Annotated in this window: 28 protein-coding genes; 1 reads left to right on the top strand and 27 read right to left on the bottom strand. The window is 56.4% G+C overall.

Annotation, left to right across the window (positions count from 1 at the left end; translation table 11 throughout):
* Positions 1 to 131: 131 nt before the first annotated feature.
* The 14 genes from ACEVBK_RS09085 to ACEVBK_RS09020 all read right to left on the bottom strand — a co-directional run bounded on the left by ACEVBK_RS09085 (position 132) and on the right by ACEVBK_RS09020 (position 8,423).
* The gene (locus tag ACEVBK_RS09085; RefSeq protein WP_375058278.1) at positions 132 to 542 is read right to left on the bottom strand and encodes a VOC family protein; all 411 of its coding nucleotides are present in this window, start codon (positions 540 to 542) and stop codon (positions 132 to 134) included.
* 26 nt (positions 543 to 568) lie between these two features.
* On the bottom strand, positions 569 to 943 hold the full coding sequence (locus ACEVBK_RS09080; RefSeq protein ID WP_375058277.1) for a VOC family protein: 375 nt from the start codon (positions 941 to 943) through the stop codon (positions 569 to 571).
* A 124-nt stretch (positions 944 to 1,067) separates the two neighbouring features.
* Positions 1,068 to 1,559, bottom strand: coding sequence for a GNAT family N-acetyltransferase (locus tag ACEVBK_RS09075; protein ID WP_375058276.1), 492 nt, complete (start codon positions 1,557 to 1,559; stop codon positions 1,068 to 1,070).
* Between the two features lie 100 nt (positions 1,560 to 1,659).
* On the bottom strand, positions 1,660 to 1,842 hold the full coding sequence (locus tag ACEVBK_RS09070) for a hypothetical protein (protein ID WP_375058275.1): 183 nt from the start codon (positions 1,840 to 1,842) through the stop codon (positions 1,660 to 1,662).
* Positions 1,839 to 2,345, bottom strand: a complete 507-nt coding sequence (locus ACEVBK_RS09065) for a GNAT family N-acetyltransferase (RefSeq protein WP_375058274.1) — start codon at positions 2,343 to 2,345, stop codon at positions 1,839 to 1,841. The genes ACEVBK_RS09070 and ACEVBK_RS09065 overlap by 4 nt, the downstream gene beginning before the upstream one ends.
* On the bottom strand, positions 2,342 to 3,688 hold the full coding sequence (locus ACEVBK_RS09060; RefSeq protein ID WP_375058273.1) for an amidohydrolase family protein: 1,347 nt from the start codon (positions 3,686 to 3,688) through the stop codon (positions 2,342 to 2,344). Before ACEVBK_RS09060 ends, ACEVBK_RS09065 begins: the two co-directional genes overlap by 4 nt.
* Before the next feature lie 9 nt (positions 3,689 to 3,697).
* Positions 3,698 to 4,513 (bottom strand): SDR family oxidoreductase, encoded by an 816-nt coding sequence (locus tag ACEVBK_RS09055; protein WP_375058272.1) that lies wholly within the window; start codon positions 4,511 to 4,513, stop codon positions 3,698 to 3,700.
* Positions 4,514 to 4,576: 63 nt separating this feature from the next.
* Positions 4,577 to 4,954 carry a VOC family protein gene (locus ACEVBK_RS09050; RefSeq protein WP_375058271.1) on the bottom strand — a complete coding sequence of 126 codons (378 nt, stop codon included), beginning with the start codon at positions 4,952 to 4,954 and terminating at the stop codon, positions 4,577 to 4,579.
* 2 nt (positions 4,955 to 4,956) lie between these two features.
* Positions 4,957 to 5,436: a VOC family protein gene (locus ACEVBK_RS09045; protein WP_375058270.1), complete on the bottom strand. Its 480-nt coding sequence runs from the start codon at positions 5,434 to 5,436 to the stop codon at positions 4,957 to 4,959.
* 26 nt (positions 5,437 to 5,462) lie between these two features.
* On the bottom strand, positions 5,463 to 5,975 hold the full coding sequence (locus ACEVBK_RS09040; RefSeq protein ID WP_375058269.1) for a GNAT family N-acetyltransferase: 513 nt from the start codon (positions 5,973 to 5,975) through the stop codon (positions 5,463 to 5,465).
* A 50-nt stretch (positions 5,976 to 6,025) separates the two neighbouring features.
* On the bottom strand, positions 6,026 to 6,637 hold the full coding sequence (locus ACEVBK_RS09035) for a GNAT family N-acetyltransferase (RefSeq protein ID WP_375058268.1): 612 nt from the start codon (positions 6,635 to 6,637) through the stop codon (positions 6,026 to 6,028).
* 98 nt (positions 6,638 to 6,735) lie between these two features.
* The gene (locus tag ACEVBK_RS09030) at positions 6,736 to 7,224 is read right to left on the bottom strand and encodes a GNAT family N-acetyltransferase (protein ID WP_375058267.1); all 489 of its coding nucleotides are present in this window, start codon (positions 7,222 to 7,224) and stop codon (positions 6,736 to 6,738) included.
* Between the two features lie 272 nt (positions 7,225 to 7,496).
* Entirely contained in the window at positions 7,497 to 7,889 is a 393-nt protein-coding gene (locus tag ACEVBK_RS09025; protein ID WP_375058266.1) for a DoxX family protein, read from the bottom strand.
* Positions 7,890 to 7,976: 87 nt separating this feature from the next.
* Positions 7,977 to 8,423: a helix-turn-helix domain-containing protein gene (locus tag ACEVBK_RS09020; protein ID WP_375058265.1), complete on the bottom strand. Its 447-nt coding sequence runs from the start codon at positions 8,421 to 8,423 to the stop codon at positions 7,977 to 7,979.
* Between the two features lie 80 nt (positions 8,424 to 8,503).
* Between ACEVBK_RS09020 and ACEVBK_RS09015 the strand changes: the two genes are divergently transcribed.
* On the top strand, positions 8,504 to 8,995 hold the full coding sequence (locus tag ACEVBK_RS09015; protein ID WP_375058264.1) for a DUF2938 domain-containing protein: 492 nt from the start codon (positions 8,504 to 8,506) through the stop codon (positions 8,993 to 8,995).
* Between the two features lie 24 nt (positions 8,996 to 9,019).
* On the opposite strand, the gene ACEVBK_RS09010 is transcribed toward ACEVBK_RS09015, so the two are convergent.
* From ACEVBK_RS09010 to ACEVBK_RS08950, 13 genes are all read right to left on the bottom strand, one after another.
* Positions 9,020 to 9,640 carry a class I SAM-dependent methyltransferase gene (locus tag ACEVBK_RS09010; protein ID WP_375058263.1) on the bottom strand — a complete coding sequence of 207 codons (621 nt, stop codon included), beginning with the start codon at positions 9,638 to 9,640 and terminating at the stop codon, positions 9,020 to 9,022.
* 159 nt (positions 9,641 to 9,799) lie between these two features.
* Positions 9,800 to 10,120: a DUF1330 domain-containing protein gene (locus ACEVBK_RS09005; RefSeq protein ID WP_375058262.1), complete on the bottom strand. Its 321-nt coding sequence runs from the start codon at positions 10,118 to 10,120 to the stop codon at positions 9,800 to 9,802.
* Positions 10,121 to 10,342: 222 nt separating this feature from the next.
* Positions 10,343 to 10,729, bottom strand: a complete 387-nt coding sequence (locus ACEVBK_RS09000; protein WP_375058261.1) for a VOC family protein — start codon at positions 10,727 to 10,729, stop codon at positions 10,343 to 10,345.
* Between the two features lie 269 nt (positions 10,730 to 10,998).
* On the bottom strand, positions 10,999 to 11,508 hold the full coding sequence (locus tag ACEVBK_RS08995; protein WP_375058260.1) for a DinB family protein: 510 nt from the start codon (positions 11,506 to 11,508) through the stop codon (positions 10,999 to 11,001).
* Between the two features lie 112 nt (positions 11,509 to 11,620).
* Entirely contained in the window at positions 11,621 to 11,875 is a 255-nt protein-coding gene (locus tag ACEVBK_RS08990) for a YdeI/OmpD-associated family protein (RefSeq protein ID WP_375058259.1), read from the bottom strand.
* 141 nt (positions 11,876 to 12,016) lie between these two features.
* Positions 12,017 to 12,796: an alpha/beta fold hydrolase gene (locus ACEVBK_RS08985; RefSeq protein WP_375058258.1), complete on the bottom strand. Its 780-nt coding sequence runs from the start codon at positions 12,794 to 12,796 to the stop codon at positions 12,017 to 12,019.
* Positions 12,754 to 13,071, bottom strand: a complete 318-nt coding sequence (locus ACEVBK_RS08980) for a hypothetical protein (protein WP_375058257.1) — start codon at positions 13,069 to 13,071, stop codon at positions 12,754 to 12,756. The genes ACEVBK_RS08985 and ACEVBK_RS08980 overlap by 43 nt, the downstream gene beginning before the upstream one ends.
* Positions 13,072 to 13,173: 102 nt before the next feature.
* On the bottom strand, positions 13,174 to 13,653 hold the full coding sequence (locus ACEVBK_RS08975) for a helix-turn-helix domain-containing protein (RefSeq protein ID WP_375058256.1): 480 nt from the start codon (positions 13,651 to 13,653) through the stop codon (positions 13,174 to 13,176).
* Positions 13,654 to 14,184: 531 nt separating this feature from the next.
* Positions 14,185 to 15,069, bottom strand: coding sequence for a hypothetical protein (locus ACEVBK_RS08970; protein ID WP_375058255.1), 885 nt, complete (start codon positions 15,067 to 15,069; stop codon positions 14,185 to 14,187).
* Positions 15,070 to 15,143: 74 nt separating this feature from the next.
* Positions 15,144 to 16,220 (bottom strand): DUF4236 domain-containing protein, encoded by a 1,077-nt coding sequence (locus ACEVBK_RS08965; RefSeq protein WP_375058254.1) that lies wholly within the window; start codon positions 16,218 to 16,220, stop codon positions 15,144 to 15,146.
* A gap of 109 nt (positions 16,221 to 16,329) precedes the next feature.
* Positions 16,330 to 16,695: a cupin domain-containing protein gene (locus ACEVBK_RS08960; protein ID WP_375058253.1), complete on the bottom strand. Its 366-nt coding sequence runs from the start codon at positions 16,693 to 16,695 to the stop codon at positions 16,330 to 16,332.
* Positions 16,696 to 16,841: 146 nt separating this feature from the next.
* Positions 16,842 to 18,185 (bottom strand): phosphatidylserine/phosphatidylglycerophosphate/cardiolipin synthase family protein, encoded by a 1,344-nt coding sequence (locus ACEVBK_RS08955; RefSeq protein ID WP_375058252.1) that lies wholly within the window; start codon positions 18,183 to 18,185, stop codon positions 16,842 to 16,844.
* 160 nt (positions 18,186 to 18,345) lie between these two features.
* Entirely contained in the window at positions 18,346 to 19,416 is a 1,071-nt protein-coding gene (locus ACEVBK_RS08950) for a hypothetical protein (RefSeq protein ID WP_375058251.1), read from the bottom strand.
* Positions 19,417 to 19,522: the final 106 nt, after the last annotated feature.

The raw sequence follows: 19,522 nt of genomic DNA, 5'->3' as shown, positions 1-19,522 counted from the left end.
ACGGGAAATCAGCCTGCGCGGGAATGACGAAGGGGCCGCGATATTTCAGATGGTCACCCCCGCGAAGGCGGGGGCCATGGGATAGCGCCGGACATCAGCCTGCCCGGCTTGGTGCTGCAAGCCGCCGCCGGTCAGGGCGACTCCGCCTCTTCGGCAGCGTCCATCCAGAACAGCTCCCAGATATGGCCGTCCGGGTCTTCGAAGGCGCGGCCGTACATAAAGTCGTATTCTTCCGGCTCGCGGGCTTCCCGGCCGCCGGCGGCCAGCACCCGGCCCATCAGTTCGTCCACCCGGGTGCGGCTTTCCAGCTGCAGCGCCAGCAGCACTTCGGTGGTGCTGGTGGCGTCGGCTATCGGCTTGCGGGTAAAGCGCATAAAGCTTTCGGGGGTGTGCAGCATGGCGAAGATGGTGTCGGAAATCACCAGGGCGGCGGCCTGCTCGTTGGTGAAGCGGGGGTTGAACGCGAAGCCCAGCGCCTCGAAGAAGCGCGTGGCGCGGGACAGATCCGCCACCGGCAGGTTGACATAGATGGCTTGGGGCATGATGAACTCCTTGTGATGGTGAGGGGTTAGTCCAGGGACGCTTCGTCCAGGCACAGCAGATGGATGATCTGGGCCGGGTTGGCTATCCAGAAGGCGGCAAAGCCTTCCGGCAGCGGTTCTATCTCGTCCCGGCGCACCACGTCGGCGGCCTGCAGGTGCTTGGCCGCCGCCTCCAGATCGTTGGTCACCACCTCGAGCCAGGTTTCGGCCTGGCTGAGCCCGGGCACCTGGTCTATCCACAGCTGGCAGGCACCGAACTCGAAGGCCACCGACGGGGGCTGCTTGTCGATTTGCCGCAGCGCCAGCACGTCACGATAAAAGGCTACCGTGGCCTCGAACTGATGGGGCGGAACCTTGAGCGCGATATTGCGCCCGCCGCCGAAACGGAGTGGATGGGTCATGGGGCCTCCCGGGGTCCGGTTGATGATGCGTCATCTGAGTATAGGGGCTCGCCGCCATGCCGGCGGGTCAACAGCCCGCGAATACATTGGTGGCGACGGGACCTCGATGCCGCTGGCGCCGGACTTAGGGGGTGCGTGACACCATCAGCACTTCGTCGGCGGAGTAAAGGCCGCAGATCACCGCCTCTACCCGGGCGCCCAGGGCCGCCTGGTAGAGACGCTGGGCCTGGTTGTCGGCCCGGGTGCTCACCAGCACGGACTTGAGCACCGACTGCTGCTCCGCCAGCACCTGCTTAACCCCGGCCAGGGATTCCTCGATCAGTCGCCGGCCCATGCCCCGCCCCCGGACCTCGGGCAGCACCGCCAGCTGGTCGAGCTCCAGCACCACCTCGGGGCGGAAGCCGCTCTTCTGCACCCAGATCACATAGCCCAGACAGCGCTCCGCCACCGCCACGTAGGTCAGCATGCGTGGAAAACCGTTCAGGTTGCACTCCAGCCACAAGCGGGACTGGCGCTGGCGGGGAAAGGCGGCCTGGTGCACCAGGGCAGCACCGTCCAGATCCGCCCGGGTCATGGGCCTGATGATCATTTCCACACTCTCTCCTCTTTGGCTCATGCCTTCCCCTCAGGAGCAACAGACCGATGCCAACCTTTGCCGTGCTCTGTCGTGACTCCCACTGTCTTTCTTGTCACTCTCACCTTCACGATGACAACGGTCAAACAGTCGTGTAATCCGAACTATCGCCCAGGTCTTTTTCCAGCTCCACCGGGTGTGCCTTGAAACCGGCGGCACAGCAGAGTGCCGGGCCGTTGGTGGCCAGCCCCCCGATGTGCAACCAGCGCCCTCCTTTCTGCCGGGCCCGGGCCTCGGCGGCGAGGTCGAGGGGCCTAATGTTCATCCCCCCTCCCCCGGCCGCCAGTCGGTCCGCGCCAGGCGAAACACCAGACAGTCGTCGTCGCCGAAACGGCGCCGCTCCAGCGGCCGGAAGCCGAACCGCTGGTAGAAGTGATGGGCGCGCACATTGGTTGCAAGAGGATCCACCAGCACCGCCGTTACCGCCGGCACGGCAAAACAGCGGGCCAGGGCCTGGCGCATCATCTCGCCGCCATGGCCCCGGCCGAGCAGGGCGGGCTCGCCTATCCAGATGTCGATGGCGCGCAGATCTGCCGGCACCTCGCCCCAGTAACGGCTCTCCTCCCGCGCCGGATCGATGATCTGTACAAAACCGATGGGCCGGCCGTCCAGCTCGGCGATCAACTGCTCCCGCCAGTCGGGCCGGCGATGCAGCTCGGTTTCCCACTGCCAGTCGTCGTTAGGATCCGCCGCCTGCACTTGGGGCGCCTCATCCCAACGGCGCAGCAGGACCAGATCGGCAGGGCCGGCGGGCCTTAGTCTGATCATCGCCATGCTCCTGGTGGTGGCAGCAGGTTCTTGTGGATTTGGCCGTTTTTCATGATCAGCACCAGGCTGGTCTCGGGACGCTCCAGCAGGCTCAGGTCCGCGCTGGGGTCGCCGTCCACCAGCAGCAAGTCCGCCAGGGCGCCCTCTTCGATCACCCCCAGCGGCGCCGGATAGGGATAGCGCGGGCCGGACAGCGCCAGCAGCTCGCCGTTGTCGCCGGTGGCCATCTTGAGGATTTCACCAGGCTCATACCAGCGGGTCAGGGCCGTCAGGCTCGGGGTCTGGTTGGTGCCCATACCGCCGCTGAACAGAATGTCGGTGCCGAAGGCGACCCGGATGCCGTGTTTTTTAGCCAGTTCGTAGGCCCGGTCGGTGCCGCGGGATACCATGAGTTGCTTGAGCCGTGCCGGCCCCTGCTGGGGATTGGCACGCTCGTCGTCCAGGAAGGGCTGCAGGCTCCACCACACCCCCTGCTCCGCCATCAGCCGGGCGGTGTCCTCGTCGATAAGCTGGGCATGCTCCACGCACTTCACCCCGGCCTCCACCGCCATGCGCACCGCCCGGGAGGTGTAGGCGTGCACCGTAACGTAGGTGCCCCAGTTCTCGGCGGCGCCCACGGCGGCGCGGATTTCCTCGGGGCTGTACTGAACCACATCCAGCGGGTCATACACCGACGACACCCCGCCCCCGGCCATCAGCTTGAGCTGGGTGGCGCCCTGCATCAGTTGCTCCCGGGAGCGCCGCAGCACTTCGTCCACGCCATCGGCAATGGCCGCCGCCCCTATCTGCTCGCTGTGGCTCAGGGGCGCCCCCATCGCCCGGGGCACCTCGTAGGGCAGGCGAAAATCGCCGTGGCCGCCGGTTTGGGAGATCATGGCCCCGGAAGGAAAGATGCGCGGCCCCGACACCAGCCCTTCTTCTATGGCCCGGCGCAGGCCGAACACGGGACCGCCCATGTCGCGTACCGAGGTGAAACCGCGCATCAGGGTGGCTTCCGACACCCTGGAGGCCAGCAGGTTGAGGTAGCCGATGTCGGCGGTAAGGGCATCCATCAGCCCCGGGCCCACCAGGGCCGCGTGCCAGTGGGCATCGATCAGCCCCGGCATCAGGGTGCGGCCGTCGCCGTCCAGGCGCAGGGGTTCTTCTCCCTCCGGCAGGGTGATGGGATCGGCGGAAACGGTTTGAATGACGTTGTCCACCACCAGCACCCGCATGGCCTGAGCGGAGCGTTCGCCCGACTTTCCGTCGAACAGGTGGACGTTTTCAATCAGCACGCTGCCGGCCAGGGCCGGCTGCAGCAGGGCCAGCGACAGCGCCAGCCAGGTGAAGAAACGTGTGAACATAGGCTCTCCTCAGTGGTTATTATCGGCGGCGGGCACCGCAATGGCGCCCGCCAGTATGCCGCCGTCGATATTGAGCTCGGCGCCGGTCATGTAGGGAGCCTCGTCCGAGGCCAGCAGCACCGCCAGGGCCGCCACCTCCTCGGGCCGGCCGAAGCGGCGCTGGGGGCAGTCCTGCACGAAATCGCGCAGCCGTTGCTCCCGCTCCGGCCCCGAGCCCAGTATCGGCTCCCACATGGGAGTGAGGATGGCGGCCGGATGGATGGAGTTGCAGCGAATGGCCAGCCCCTGCCCGGCGCAGTAGAGTGCCACCGTTTTGGTGTGGTTGCGCACCGCCGCCTTGGAGGAAGCATAGGCGGCCGCCCCGGGAATGCCCACCAGGCCGGAGCGGGACGAGAGGTTGATGATGGATCCTTCACCGCCGCTCCGGCGCATGGCCCGGATGGCGTACTTGCAGCCGAGGAATACGCCGTCCAGGTTGGTGCTGTGCACACTGTGCCAGTCGGCCAGGGAGGCGTGCTCGGGGTCCTGGGCCGCCGCCCCCTGCTCGAAGCCGGTGATACCGGCGTTGTTCACCACCACCTGCAGCCCGCCGGCCTCGGCCAGTATGGCCTCGGTGACCGCCTGCCAATCGGCCTCCCGGCGCACATCCAGCCGCCGGTAGCGGGCCCGCTCGCCCAGGCCGGCGGCCAGGGCCCGGCCCTGGTCGTCGTTGATGTCGGTAAGGTAGACGAGCGCGCCCTCGGCCACAAAGGCGCGGGCCATGGCCTCGCCAATACCCCGGGCCGCCCCGGTGATAAGAGCGGTTTTATGCTGTAAACGCGGCATGGTGTTCTCCTGTCAAAATGGGATAAGACCCGCCCCGGCGAGGGCGGGTTGGGGAAAGCCGGTTCAAACGGGATAGGGCCGGGTCATCACCTCGAGCAGGTGGCCGTCGGGATCGTCGAAATAAACGCCACGGCCGCCGTGGAGCCGGTAGATGCTGCCGGCACGCTGGCGAGCCGGGTCGGCCCAGTAGGTAAGTCCCTGCTCGCGCAGGCGGGTGAAGATCCGCTCGAAGTCGTCTTCCCCCACCAGAAAGGCGTAATGCTGGGCGGCAACGGGCCCGGTTTTCTGGTAGAAGTCGAGGGAGGCGCCGTTGTCGAGCCGGACCACCAGCATGGCGCCGAAGGGCACCGGCTCCGGCAGGCCGAGCAGGGCCGTGAGGAAGCGTGCCGACGCCTGCTTGTCGTGACACCAGACGATGGTGTGATTGAAGTCGATGGCCATGTTCAGCCTCCGGCCCAGGCCCGCCTTAACCCGGCGATGTCGAGCTTTTTCATGCCGAGCATCGCCTGGGTCAGCCGCGCCACCTGCTCTTCATCCCCGGATTGCATCAGTACCTCCATGATGGCGGGCACTATCTGCCACGACAGGCCGTATTTGTCCTTGAGCCAGCCGCACTCCACCGCCTGGCCGCCGTCGGCGCAGAGCCGCTGCCAGTAGTAATCGATCTCCTCCTGGTCGTCGCACTTCACCATAAAGGAAATGGATTCGTTGAAGCTGAACAGGGGGCCGGCGCTGATCGCCATAAAGGGCTGCCCCAGCAGTTCGAAACTGACCACCTCCACCGGGCCCGAGGGGGTGTCGGAAAGGGTAACCAGGCTGGTGATGCGGCCACCCCCGAAAATGGCGGTGTAGAACTCGGCTGCTTCCTTCGCCTCCTGGTCGAACCACAGGTGGGGCACTATCTTGTGTGTGATCGCTGCCATCGCTGTTCTCCTTATCTGCCTGCTGGCTACAGCACCAGGGCCATCGCCACCCTGTCCTCGAGCCCCAGGCGCCGTTCGCCGGCCAGCTGCCCGGCCAGTCGTTCATCCAGTTCGGTGTCATCCAGCAGTCGAAAGCCCAGCCGCGCATAGAAGGGGGCGTTCCAGGGCAGGCTCCCGAAGGTGGTCAGGGTAAGCCGGCGGTGTCCCCCGGCCCGGGCCCAGTCGATGGCCACCTCGATCAACCGCCGCCCCAGCCCCCGGCGCTGGTGCTCCGGGTGTACGTCCAGCTCCACCAGAAAGGCCGCCTCTGTTCCCGGCTCCGCCAGAATAAAGCCCACCGGCACCCCCCGGGGCGACAGCGCCACCCACAGCCGCCGCCCCGCCCGGGCCTGCTCCAGCCGGTGCTGCGACACCACCCCGCTTCTGAGCGCGGGCGGGATCACCGAGTCCGGGAACAGGGCGGCCGCCGCCCGCTCTATGTCCGGCAGCAGGGGCAGGTGGGCGGGCTGGGCCAGTTCGATACGATAGGAGGGGGTCATGATGACGTCTGCTCCTGGCAGTTGATTGCACATTGTAAGTATAACGGTAGTCACTGGCCGGGCTCCTCGCGGCCCAGGCGGTGGGCCAGGCTCTTTTTCACCACCGGCCATTCGTGATCGATGATGGAAAACACCACCGTATCCCGGTAGCTGCCGTCCGGATTTTTATGATGATTGCGCAATACCCCGTCCTGCTTGGCACCCAGGCGGGCGATGGCGGCACGGGAAGCCAGGTTGTGCCAGTGGGTGCGAAACTCCACGGCAATGACCGAAAGCCGCTCGAAGGCATGCTCCAGCAGCAGGTATTTGCACTCGGTGTTCACCGCCGAGCGCTGGTGGCTTTGGGCATACCAGGTGTAGCCGATCTCCAGCCGCTGGTTTTTGGCGTCCGCGTTGCAGTAGCGGGTAGAGCCGATGATGCGGCCGGAGCCGTTGTCTACCACCACGAAGGGCAGCGCCCGCCCCGCCCGCTGTTCCTCCAGGGCGAAGGCGATGTAGTCGGCCACCCGGTCGTGGCCGGGCACACTGGTATACCACAGCTCCCACAGCCGGCCGTCGTGCGCCGCCTCCACCAGGGCCGGGCCGTGCTCTTGCCTGAGCGGCACCAGGCTCACATGCCGGCCGTTCAGCTCCGTTTCCCTCAACCAGGGCGATGCAATCATTCCGTGCTCTCCTTGTTGTCGATGCTTATTGTTCCGGCCGCCATTGGCGCCGGTAGTCCCCCTTGCAGCAGCGAATCTATCCGCCTGGGCCAAGGGGCTCAGTCCGCCAGCCACTTGTACATGACCAGGGCGTCCACATAGCCCAGGCGGGGATGATTAAAGGCCCTGGGCAGCCGGCCCACGGTGGCGAAGCCGAGCCTGGCCCACAGCCGCACCGCGCCTTCGTTGCTGGACGCCACAAAGTTGAACTGCATGGCCTGGTAGCCGAGCTCCCGCGCCACCTGCTGGGAATGCTCGCACATGGCGCGGGCCACCCCCCGCCCCCGTGCCGCCGCCGACACCATGTAGCCGCAGTTGCATACGTGGCTGCCGGGTCCGGCCTGGTTGGTTTTGATGTAGTAGGTGCCGAGGATGCGGCCCCCCTCCTCCGCCACAAAAGTTTTGCGCGGCAGCTCCAGCCACAGCTGGCGGGCCTGCTCGTGGTTAATATCCCGCGGGTAGGCGTAGGTTTCGCCGGCCGCGGCGATGTCGCGGAAGATGGGCCAGATGTGCTCGAAATCGTCTTGGGTTACGGCTCTGATGTTCATGGTTCTGTTTGTTGTAATAGGGGTAATAAACGGATGTCCTGTCATTCCCGCGTGCCCTCTTGTCATTCCCGCGTGCCCTCTTGTCACTCCCGCGCGCCCTTTTGTCACTCCCGCGAAGGCGGGAGCCCAGTGCGAACGGTCATGGTTCTCCGCCTTCGCGAAGATGACCGCGATAACCAACGGCGCCGACAGACAGGGGGCTGGCGGAAAAACGATGCCTATGGCCGGTCAACTACGGCGCCCGGGGGCGCCGATACAAGGTCAGGCCCGGCTCAGCGCCGGCCCCGCAGGCAATCGGCACTCCAGCTGCCGCCACCGGCGAACACAAAGTAGAAGAACACGAAGCAGAACATGATGGCCAGCTCACCGCCGTTGTTCAACGGCCAGAAATCCTGCGGGGCGTGGACGATAAAATAGGCGAAAGCCATCAGCCCCGAGAGCACGAAAGCCACCGGCCGGGTGAACAGGCCGATCAGCAGCAGGGCGCCGCCAAACAGTTCGAGCACGCCGGCCACCCCGAAAATCGTGAACAGATCGAACTCGCCCCGTTGGGGCGTGGGAAAACCGAACAGTTTCTGCCCGCCGTGCTGCATAAACAGGAAGGCGGACACCATGCGCACCACACTCAGCACCCGGGGACGCCATGCATTCAGGAACTTTTCCATCTTTTTTCTCCGTTGTTGTTATCAATATTGAATGTAGGCCAGTCGCCGCCGATCGGCAGCCAGTTGCGCCACCGCTACCAAAACCGGTCAGGGCCGTTTCGGCGCGGGGCGCCGTTTCCTGGCGGGCGCTTTCCGGTCCCGGCCACCCATGGCCCCGCCGGCGGCCAACCCCAGCAGGCGGCGGAAGCTGGGACACTCCATATGGCTCGGCGCCGGACAGGCGGCCGCGTGGCGCAGCCCGTCGCGCATGGCGGTTAACCGGCGGATGGCCTGGTCCAGCTCCTCCGCCTTGTTCGCCAGCAACTGCCGGTCGATCCGGGGCTCGCCGTCGGCGCCGAACATCCGGGCGATCTCGTCCAGCGACAACCCCGCCGAGCGCCCCAGCGCGATCAGGGCCAACTGCTCCAGCACCCCAGAGGCGAACTGGCGGCGCAAGCCTCGCCGGCCGACGGAAGCAATCAGCCCCTTTTGCTCATAGAAGCGCAGCGTGGAAGCGGAAACGCCGGAGCGCCGCGCCACCTCGGAAATGTCCATCAGCCCCCCTTGACCTCAAGTCGACTTCAAGTTGTACGCTACCACCAGTATCACTCGCAGACAAACACCAGGAGACTCTTATGACTCATCTACTCTTCACCCTGTTCATCGGCATTGGCGCCACCATGGTCATGGATTTGTGGGGGCTGCTGCGCCAGCCGCTGTTCGGCGTGGCGCCTGCCAACTACGGGCTGGTGGGACGCTGGGTAGCCCATATGGCACGGGGCCGATTTCGCCATGACGCCATCGCGCAAGCGGCCCCGGTGCCGGGCGAACAGCCGATTGGCTGGGCGGTTCATTACCTCACCGGCATCGGCTTTGCGGCGGTGCTGACCGGCATCTGGGGGCCGGCCTGGGTACTGCAGCCCACCCCGGGCCCCGCGCTCATCGTGGGCATAGGCACCCTGGCGGCCCCTTTCCTGCTGATGCAACCTTGCATGGGGCTGGGCATTGCCGCTTCCCGCACGCCGCGCCCCGCTGCCGCCCGCCTGCAGAGCCTGATCACCCACGCGATATTCGGGTTCGGCCTTTACGCGGCGGCCTGGGCCATGCGGCTTTTTTATCCGGCGTGACCTAACCGAAGCCACTGCCATCTCTTATGCGCATTTTCTGGCAACGATAAACAGCGACCCCTTGCCCGGCTGCCACTGGTGCTCGACGCCGAAACCGGCGTTGGTCAGCCGGGACAGCAGCTGCTGCCTGCCCAGGCGGTTTACATAAGGGGCCAACCCCAGGCGCTGCATAAGGGGGATAAGCATCCGCCAGAAGACAGCGATGTCACCGACCAGCGCGGTGCTGGAGACGAAAATGCCCCCCGGCTTCAACAGCCCATGCACTCTTGCCAGGGCCGCATCCAGGTCTTCGAGCAGATGCAATACGTTGAGCCCCAGGACGGCGTCGAAGCTTTCCTCCGCCAGCTCGAGGCTTTCCAGGGTGCCCTGCTGGAAGCTGATATTTTCCACACCGGCTTCCCTGGCCCTGCGCTCGGCAATTTCCAGCATGGTGTCCGAAATATCGGTAGCGACGATATGCCCGACATGGGGCGCATGGAGGATGGCCGTGCTGCCGGTGCCGCAGCCGAATTCCAGCACCGACCAGTCCGGCCGGAAATACCCCTGCGTAACGGCCAGTTTCTTTTGGTAGGCCTGTTCGTCCCGGATCCGGCTCTTGGCGTAACGGGGCGCACTTTTATCCCAAAATGTTTTCGCGTCCTTCAATGGTCTACCTCCGGGTTTTTTGGCACGTCACCAGGTCCCCTTCCCCATCTTGTTGCGCCGAGCCAGCGCCTGCTCACTCGGAGAGGTCCACGGCTTCGTTCCAGTGGCTGAGGCATTGCCCCGGACCTGAATCAATGGTTAGGGTGCGCCACCGTACTGTTAGCCGAGGAGGTCAGCCCCTTTATGACCCTCTGGCACCCCCTGGACTAAAAGCACCTCGCCTACGGTGTGCTGGGTACGCAGCGGGCGAATCGCCCCATAGGCATCTGACTCGTACCAACCTTTGGCCTGTTCCATTGAGGGGAACTCAATCACGACCAAATCTCCAGACCAGGACCCTTCCAGTGGCACATAAGGTCCACCGTGAACGAGGTACTTTCCAGAGAAGGAGGCCAGGGTTGCGTCGATGGATTGCAGGTACTCTTTTATCTCCGGGCCAAACCGGGTTTCGCGTATAACAGCAATAGCATATGCAGTCATCTCTAGCTCCAAGGATTGCAGGTATGTCAGTGTTCTCCAACTAGCTGTTCCGAATAGTAGGTCACTGCCGCAGCGACCGGGGCTGCAAGCAGACCCACCGCGCCAGGGATGGGTTCACGGCGTGTCTGCGCGCGGTGCCCGGTCGATACAGCACTATTAGGATCAGCTATTTAGCGCCTGAATGCAGCGGCGTGCGTCCGCTGGAATAATTTTTGGGCGGCTTCACGGGAACGCAAAGATGTTGACGAGCAGCCCATTCGGGTCGGCAACCATAAACCGTCTCATGCCAAAGCTTTCGTCACACAGTTCCCGTGTGATACGGAAGCCGCGCTTCAGCACCGCAGCGTACGTAGCATCGACATCTTCGACCTGTACGGAGATGATGACGCCCTGCGCCGGATGCTGGAAGGCCTGCGGTGTGAACTCGTGATCGCGGCGCATAATGCCGACTTGAAGCTGAGGGTTGGCCGGCGATGCCATTTGGATGTACCACCCCTGATGCTCGAACCCGACAACAAAACCGAGCAGCTCCATGTAAAAATCCCGGGTCTCCTCCATTTTATCCGTGCAGATGTTAGGAAGCAGCCTCGTGACGGTAATATCTTCCATCGCGTTTTTTTTCCTCGCCAGGGTACCTCTACTCATTAAATCAGATAAATAGCCGTTCCGAATAGTAGCTCACTGCCGACAGCGACCGGGGGCTGCTAAGCAGGCCCTTCGCGCCAGGGATGGCGCGGCGGAGCCCCCGTTTCTCATTTCATAAGCGTAATATTGTGACACTGGATAGATACACGACTCGGTTCGCCATACGAATACAGCAGACGGCCAACAGCACCGTTTTTGGCCGGTCCGCTGCAATGGCCTGTTGGGCGCGTACTTCATAGCTCTGGTGGCTCATCACGCAGGAATACCGGCAAATCGATCGTGGGAGGAGCGAATCCCAATTCGTATAACATGTCCGCAACGTAGCCACGGTGATAGGTCTTGTGATTGATGATATGCAACAGAATATCGCCACGCCGCATGGAGCCAGGACCGCCATCGACGAACTTGAACGGTATAACCTGCTCTAGCGATTGTTCATCCTGGTTATCCGCATAAGCGATATACCATTGATCGGCCTGCTGTTGAGCAGAACGGAGTTCTGCAAAGGAGGGGATTGTCCCGAAATTACGCGATGTAAAACCGTGTTCCTTGCCTTCAAGATGTGCCTTCCAGATAAGGTCAACCGCATAGCTGTGACTCAAGATCCCGATGACCCCATTAGGACGGCCCGACCGTGCTTCGGCCAACAATGTGGCTGGCAGCTTCGCTAATGCGTTGTATAGCCGCAAGCTCGCCCATGCGCTGTAGCGCGTCAGTACCCGAACGTTTCGCAGTGCGGTCATGATGGTACCCAGGGTGTTAGCTCAGCCGATCGTGAAAGCAGGCGAAGTCGACTGTAACGGGTCGGCTGGAGCGTATTGTTGTGAGGGATGATGTCACGCAACCCGCGCACAATCATCTCTTCTTCGACGCAGGATGCTTCATGTTCATATAAATGCCGCCAGTTTCAAGTTCATCAAGCATTTGGCAGAGCCTCTTTTCTTTCGTCTCCTGTCGCTCTGCGTTGTTTATCCAGAGCAAGTAATCGTTTCTCTGGTATGGAGGCCGAGCCTCATATACATCGAAAAGCCCTCGGGCCTTGAGGGCATCTCTGACGAAATCCGGCATAGGCTGTTTCTTTCTCTTGAGTCTTGAAGCATCATCTGCCATCGCTACCTCCTAACTCTTGCCGAACAACGCCCCTAAGGGGCAGACAACGCTTACAACCGCACTAAAATTGAACAACCGTAAACACTAATACTCATTTAAACCCCAAATGCCATGCTTTGGCTGTCCTTCTTGAAGCGTTTTTTAGCCCTTATTACCAATTATCTCTTTGATATAATTTGAGAATTTTTTTGGACTTTCTTGAGGGAACATATGAGCCTCACCTTCAATCCCAACTAATGTTGATATTTCTGATGATTCAGCCGAACTTACGGTTGCCAACCTGAATATAGCTCGAGATTCCAGGCCATACCCAAACGAAATTGGCACTTTAATATTTGATATGTTTTGGGCGTTAATCACCGGCTGCTCTTGCTGATTCAACTGAGAAGCCAAAGTATAAGCTTTTGACAATTGTAGATTTTTTACATCTTTATTCTGTGATTGAAAGTAACCGAGTCTGTTTCCAGAGCCATCTATTAGTAATTCGACAACCAGTTCTAGATTGTCGTTACTGAAATGTTCAAAAACTTTACCGAACATCGCACTGGCATCCGCAGCCCAAACTCCCATATCATTTTCTTTAACACATCCAGGATAACCCGGCTCGTAAAGGAAGACTTTTGATACAGCCACATCTTCTTTTGCCAGCATATTTAATACCACGTCGGCGCCATAAGACCAACCGACAATATAAACGGATTTACTTGCAAGCAACTTTCGTACTAACTCAGCAAGTTCGTCGGCATGAGTATTTAATCCGAAACCACACTCTTCGGGCTTTTCAAAATGGCTTAAAGTTACCGATATCACCTCGAAATGTGATTCCAAATATTCGATATGAGGGATCCACATTGAACCATCTGTAAGTGCGCCATGCACTAGAACCAGGTAGTCACCGTTACCTTTTTTAATATATTCCATTTGGATTGCCCTGATGAAACGGCTAACATTGTGCTCAACGGCAGGCGAGACGCGCCGGTGTTTTGACTGTCCAGCCCCAGCCCTGCGGGCTGGGGCGATGTAGCGACACCTTGTTGTGCATTGCCAACCTCATTTATATATAGATCAAAGTTGTCTATAATTTGGCTATTAAGCTGACCTTGGAGCCTTATTGTTCCCGCACTTGCTCTCAAGGTGTAACCTTCCTCTTTGGCATTTTCGAAAAAATTTATTTTTCCATTTTCGACTTTTATCATTTAACCCTCATAAAGCATAACGCCCGCCTCAAGTACGCGCTTGCGTGTCACTTTGGAGGCGCTTGTTAGCGTTTATAGGCGCGTCATCGTAATTCGGTTGATTCACTCACTTTCGGCCTTGAACAACCGTTTCTTGTTCAAGTGCTCAACGAATACATTCAATGCTAAAAACACAAAACCGGCAAAGAAGCTTATGCCACCGAAATCTAGGTATCTGAAGTCTCCGTGCATTTTGTATTGCTCGCTAAAGTCGGCACCTTTTAATGTAGGTATCAAAATGTCCACTATCCAGAGACCAAAGAAAACGCTCGACAAAGCGAACGCAACTAGCCAAGCGTACTTGCAGATAAAGTGAAATGTCACGCTTTCCAGCTTTTGCCGTGACCGCAAATGATCAGGCGTGACAGCGAATACCGCAGCGAGCGCTTTCGTTGTCTCTAAAGACGCCACTCCGCTTTTCTCGACACGCTGAATAGTTCTCACACTTAAGCCACTAGCTGACGCTAGTTCATCCTGGCTCCAACATTTTATACTGCGGAGTTTTTGTACTTTATCTCGATTTAGTTTCATCTCGTTACTCATGCGATGACCTTTCCGTATATTAAGAAATGAAAGACCACAATAGCTAGTTCTTTTTGAAACCACCCTGACACCGATACGACACTTACCTGACATTCACATGACAAACTCACGTCATTGGCAGCTTATGGAGTTCGAAGCAGGTCAAAACTGCCACCATGAGCCCAAACCCAAGGATTGTCCCTGCACCATACCCAATCAATGGAGCAGGAGTTAAACCGGCGGCTGAGCCCACGAATAACGAGGCATAATATGCTGCCACGGCAGCCAGCCATGGAGCTCCACTCATCGCATTAATCCATAGCCCGACAGCCAATACCAACACAGCTGCAAGAACTGCTTAGCTCGTGAGGTCTATAATCATACAGGGCCGTCGAAGTCAAAATTGCCTCGTTCAGAATCTCCAAAATCTGTTCTGCAGAGGACTCGTAGGTGCAATGCACGATCTGAATCCGTTCTCCTTTTGGCTAACGCCTCAATAACCGGCGCAGCTTTGCTGCGTCCGGCGCCGAAGGCGTGTAGTTGATTGACTTGTTAGCCCTTTTTCCAAAACTGCCACCATTTTTTATTTTGAGCCTCAGGCTCCTCGGCTGTGCTTATCGTAGGCCGCGGAAAAGGATTCGATGCAACAATCAAAGATAAATTAATTGAATTAAATAACTTGTCCGAAAGCTCTTCATATTCTTTGTGAGTAGCGGAGTCATTAAATCCGATATCATTCCATGATCCCATGCCGCCAAAGACCCAAGCACGCTGACTTGCGTTCAAGAGCTGGTGATGTTCAGGCTCGGCATAGCCATTCGGGAATATTGTGTATTCTTTTTCGTTAGAAGTACCAGGCTCTTCAAGAGCCTTCAGCCCCCGATCAAAACACTCTCCAAAATTACCACAGTCGTTCTTATGGGCAAATTCGCTGATCTTTTGAAGAATTTCTTTGAGCTGCTCTTTAGCTTTAAGTGCCGATGGTAGTGGCTGTTCAGGTTGATTGCTATTTCTTAGTATTCTGCCGTACTTTACATGCCATATGTTCTGCTCGGGATCATCTCTGTCGCCAACTTCCCAGCCTGCCTCCCAAAAATCGGATTTCCCCGGTTTTACGGCTTCAATAAGCCAGCGGCCACCACCACCGACGAATGCGGATGACATTCGGTCTGAAATGTCTTCTTTATTAGTAGAAATATATCGGACTCGAAACTGTACCACCCCTGTATCTTTGAGCTTTTCAAACCAAATAATAGGGTCTTTAGCAAAACCTCTCTCATGCCATTTCGTTCCTGAACTTTGAAGATCTACAAATTTGACAAATTTGCAAAACTTAAAAGTGGAACCACTTGGAAAATAACCCTCCTTTAGACGTCCACTTAGATATTCATTCCCATGAGCAGCTAAAGAAAGTAATTGGGCAATTGTACCTTGCATGAATTCTCCACAAGAGGGCTAACGCTTGGGCTCAAGGGCGCGCAGCGAAGCGGAGCGTCCCTTGGAGCCTATTGTTAGATGCTTTTTGCCAACATGGCGATAGCACTTGAGAAGCCATCCCCATGACCAACCCTTGATATTTCAATTCGTTCATTTAACCCTGTATCACTTCTGAAGTTCAGGTCTTCGTATAAGGCTATTGGCAATTCACGATTATCTTTGAAGCGTTTATCTGGACCGCCTCGTTTATTAACATACTTCCAAGTTCTATCAACAACCTTTGCATCTCTTGGGACACTTCCATCCTCGATAAACCGCGTGCTTTCCACCAATATTCGAAGATTAGGATAACTCACGGCTCCAACACCATTTGGCTCAAAAATAAGCACCTTATCAGGAAAGAAATATAAGGTTTGCTTGCCAACCGGTATGGATGGAACTGACACATTGGTTTTTACATATGGTGGATTCCCTATACCCAGCGATATTGAGGTTCGTTTGATTACACTCGTTGCACCAGCATTACGCTTTCTGTCTTTGACAGCCCCCTCCGCCTCTATATGCCATTTGCTAGACGATGATGAAAGCTGCTCGAAAGAGTCATGCAGTTTCTGATAAAGCGCTTCTACTTCAGGTTCAAGATCAAAGAATAAAACCGTAGTTTTTCTTAAACTGTCGTTGACTGATGCAAAAACAGTGAGCGCGATTGAAACGGCTGCTATAACAAGAGCAAGAGTTGGTGTTTCTGAATTCTTAAAGGCGATGAAGGTTAAAATAGCGCCAAGCACTGCTACAACCGGCCAGATTCTTACCCTTTTTCTATTGGCATTCATTTCAGCGACAAGATCAGCCGATGATGAGTCAACCATCTGTGTGATATGCGCGCTCTCTATTTCTCTTAATGGTTCATGCTCAATCTCGGTGTTACTTTTCTGCAATTCGGGGCGATTTGGAGTTTGATTTCCTCCAGTGGAACCAGAGGGTAAGGTTTTTCTGTAATACACACCTCCCCTTCCCATATGGACGTAGTTGCCACGAGGCCCAGTTCCAAAACGCAACCCTTTGACTCCAGCTGATACGCCAACGCCAGATTTCGATAAATTGAACCTGAAGGGTCCGACGCTAATTGCTTTGCGAATATAAAACCCCATCTATGGAACTCCCTTCTTTTGCATCTAACGCTGCCAGCACGCGCGGCTACGGGATGAAGGCGAAGCCGCAATGCAGTAGAAGTCGCCGTGGCTGGCCTTGTTAACTGCTTTAGATCCAAACATCGTTTTCGGCTGTTTGGCTACCGGTCTCCTCGCCAGTATTCACAACACCCCGTGGCTCGATAAGCAAAACTTTCGCCTCATTTTCTGCAAAAGGTTTGTGTTCGACTCCCTTAGGAACAACGTACATTTCGCCTTCAGAGAGATTTACATGCCCATCTCTGAAATCGATTCTGAGGCTGCCCTCAAGCACGATGAACGTTTCATCGGTATCCTTGTGGTAATGCCAAACGAACTCCCCCTGAATTTTAACGACCTTGAACTGATAGTCATTCATCTCAGCAATCACCTTAGGTGACCACTGCTCATTGAAAAGGTCCAGCTTGTTTTTGAAGTTTACCGCCTGATAGTTCATCGAAGCTCCTTTGCGATTGCAGTTAACGCCTGAGCTCAGGTGCGTTTGAGGCGGCGGCCGTTTTTGCGTCAGCGAAAATGGGCGGCGGGTCAAACGTCACCTGTAGCGACTTGTTGGGCGGCACTGGCTCGGGCCTAAACCTGCTTTCAGTAAATGCGAACATCAAACCCCAACGCCCGCAAGCCCTTGCTAGTTCGCCCGTTCCGTGGCGGAGAAAGCTCGGGCCGAGCCCAGCCCGCGATCTCCGCAACTTGGTTTATGCCGAAATGGGGAAATCTTCGCTCCTCGGAACGGGTAGCCTCGAAAATGCGACGTGGTAAATCCGATGACCCACCACCATCCAGCACGAACTGGAGCAGATCTACGACTGATTTGCCCTGTTGATTCCGCTTGCCCCAAAGCCATGTAGCGAATGCAGCCCCTCTTGCCAACTCGTCTGCTTCTTCTTTAACTCCCAAGGTATCGAGGCGCATCCTTCTCACATGATCCATTGTGGAATGGTTAGCCTGGCAGACGCGAACGAAATCCTCTAAAGCCAATTCCTTAATCCTTCCTTTCGCCAGAACTTCTCGAATGATCGGTGCCCGTACATGACAGTTTTCGTCTTCATGGGATGGCGGTTCTGCCAGTCCCGACCACCAGCGCAATGCCCGAACGGAAGCACCTATTGGGTCGGACCGATTCTTCAAATAGAACTCTTCAAATGGATGACGAACTCCATCTACAACCTCGTTGTAGTAGTAGGCGTGCAAAAACTGATCGGCTTGCCAAGCAGCTGGAACATCTTCATTCATCCATCTGGGACGATATTCAGGAGCCTTTTCAGCTAGTGCTCGAAGGAAAGTAAGCCCTTCGGCCCATTCCTTTATAAACTTTGCTCTACCGGCGTCGATGGCCCTCTTGCGTGAGGCGACTTCGGCAGGACCACCCCACGTTTCGATGCTGCGACGCCGTTTAGACTCTGAATCAATTGCGTGAAGCCTGTCTTGTCTCAGTTTCTGGAGTTGCTCCTGTTCCTCGACAATTTCCAGAGTCAGTGGCAACGCAGCGTCACAATTTTCTAACTGCTCGAAAAAAAGCTGAATTTCCTCGAGCCCGCCCGATTCATCAAGCTCGGGCTCCGAGAGAAACACTCCGAACTCAATATTGGTAACCCACGCCCTGTCGGTTAGGTTGGCTGAACCCACGTATGCGCCATATCCCTTCCACCAAATCACCTTGGAATGGAGCACATCGGGTACCAGAGAGCAAAAAATGTTTGATGATGTCCCGGCGAGCAATTTCCTCAGAAGATGAGGTGCGACTGGCACGGTGTGGTCGTAACGCATCCAAATGTCGAGCCTGCGCCGGTTACTAAGGCAGTCTTCAATCAAGGTCGACGCGTCGCTACCGTATGCGATGGCTGCGCGCACAAAATCAACATCAACAGTTTCGCCAGGCAAAACGTTGCGTAGAAATTTGCCATTAAACTTATTAGCAAAGAACTCCACTCATCCTCCACATGGCACAACACTCAAGTGCCGCCCAACGCCCAATTAAGGTGTGAGGCACGCAATACCGATGCTTCCGCATACCACCTTAATCACTAAAACCGACGCATAGTAAAAATGCCAAGCGTGCCGAATCACTCTTAAATTGTTTGTTATATTTTTATTGCTTGACTGACTTTATCAATTTTCCAAGTTGTTCTACACCATCGAAAGTCGAGGGTATGTTTTCAGTACTAGCTGTAATCCCTGAGAATATGATGTTCTCAAATTTCTCCAACGAGAACTTGTCCTGTTTTTTCATATCACTAGCATATTCCGAATAGTTATGAATAAACCGACAAAGTGTCATTCTTAGATCTATTTGCAGTAACTGAGATTGTAATGATTTGTAGTTACTCAGAAGTACACGGAAATAATAAACTAGAATAGCAATCAATGAGACTGTGGGTAATGCCACTAACATCATTATTCTTGAAAGTTCGGCACCCTTATCGATATTTGCCAATACAAATACGATTTCTGCAGCCAGAGGCAAAACGATTAGTATCGACACTAACCTTAACCAAAAAAGTACATCTCTTATTTCTTGCTTCTTTTGCTCTGCGAGCTGATTAAAGCCTTCGCTCAGTCCAACAAAATTAAATGCATCTTTATAACTATCTAGGGACTCTTTTAGTTTACTCGCTTTTTCTTCTCTCTCACGAAGTTCAACGTCCCATCGATTTTTGGTCTCTTCAAACTCAGAAGTTGCTACGTGAAGTTTTCTAACACTTTCAATCGCTGGACTATTAGCAATTTCCTTTAAAATGGCTATCGGCATTTCTCTAATAGAGAAATATATATCCGAACGACCCTCTTCATTGAAATCGGCAGCATTCTCTGTACAAAACCGTCTAACTCTTTCCAAGTCTCGATGTATATCATTTGGAATCGATAGATGATATTCAAGGAGAAACCTAAAAAATAACCCCATAGCACTATCTAAATCATCTTTGTCTAGATTTGAGGTTCTCTCTGATAGAAAATGCAGCAGATGATCACCAACCCAGCCAATATTTATTTGGCAACGCTCATCCCAAAGCTTTGGATTACCTTTTATAGCTTTGCAAACAACAAGTAGGTATTGACCGCGAGTTTTTTCAAAATCGGTTTCATAAGTCAACCCATCAATACGATTAGTGAACTTCGCTATAACTCGTTGAGTCGTCTCACTTTCAAAAAATTGGTTCATATAACTCCATTAAAAATATAACGCCGCAAATCACCGGTGGTAAAAAGCAGCGCGACGAAGGAGTGGCGCTTTTTACCGTCCGCGTGCATTTGCCTTGTTAGAATTT

It is taken from the genome of Zobellella sp. DQSA1 (assembly GCF_041950555.1).
Classification (GTDB): domain Bacteria; phylum Pseudomonadota; class Gammaproteobacteria; order Enterobacterales; family Aeromonadaceae; genus Oceanimonas.
Note: the sequence above shows the minus strand (reverse complement) of the source record. Positions and strands in the feature narration are given on the sequence as shown.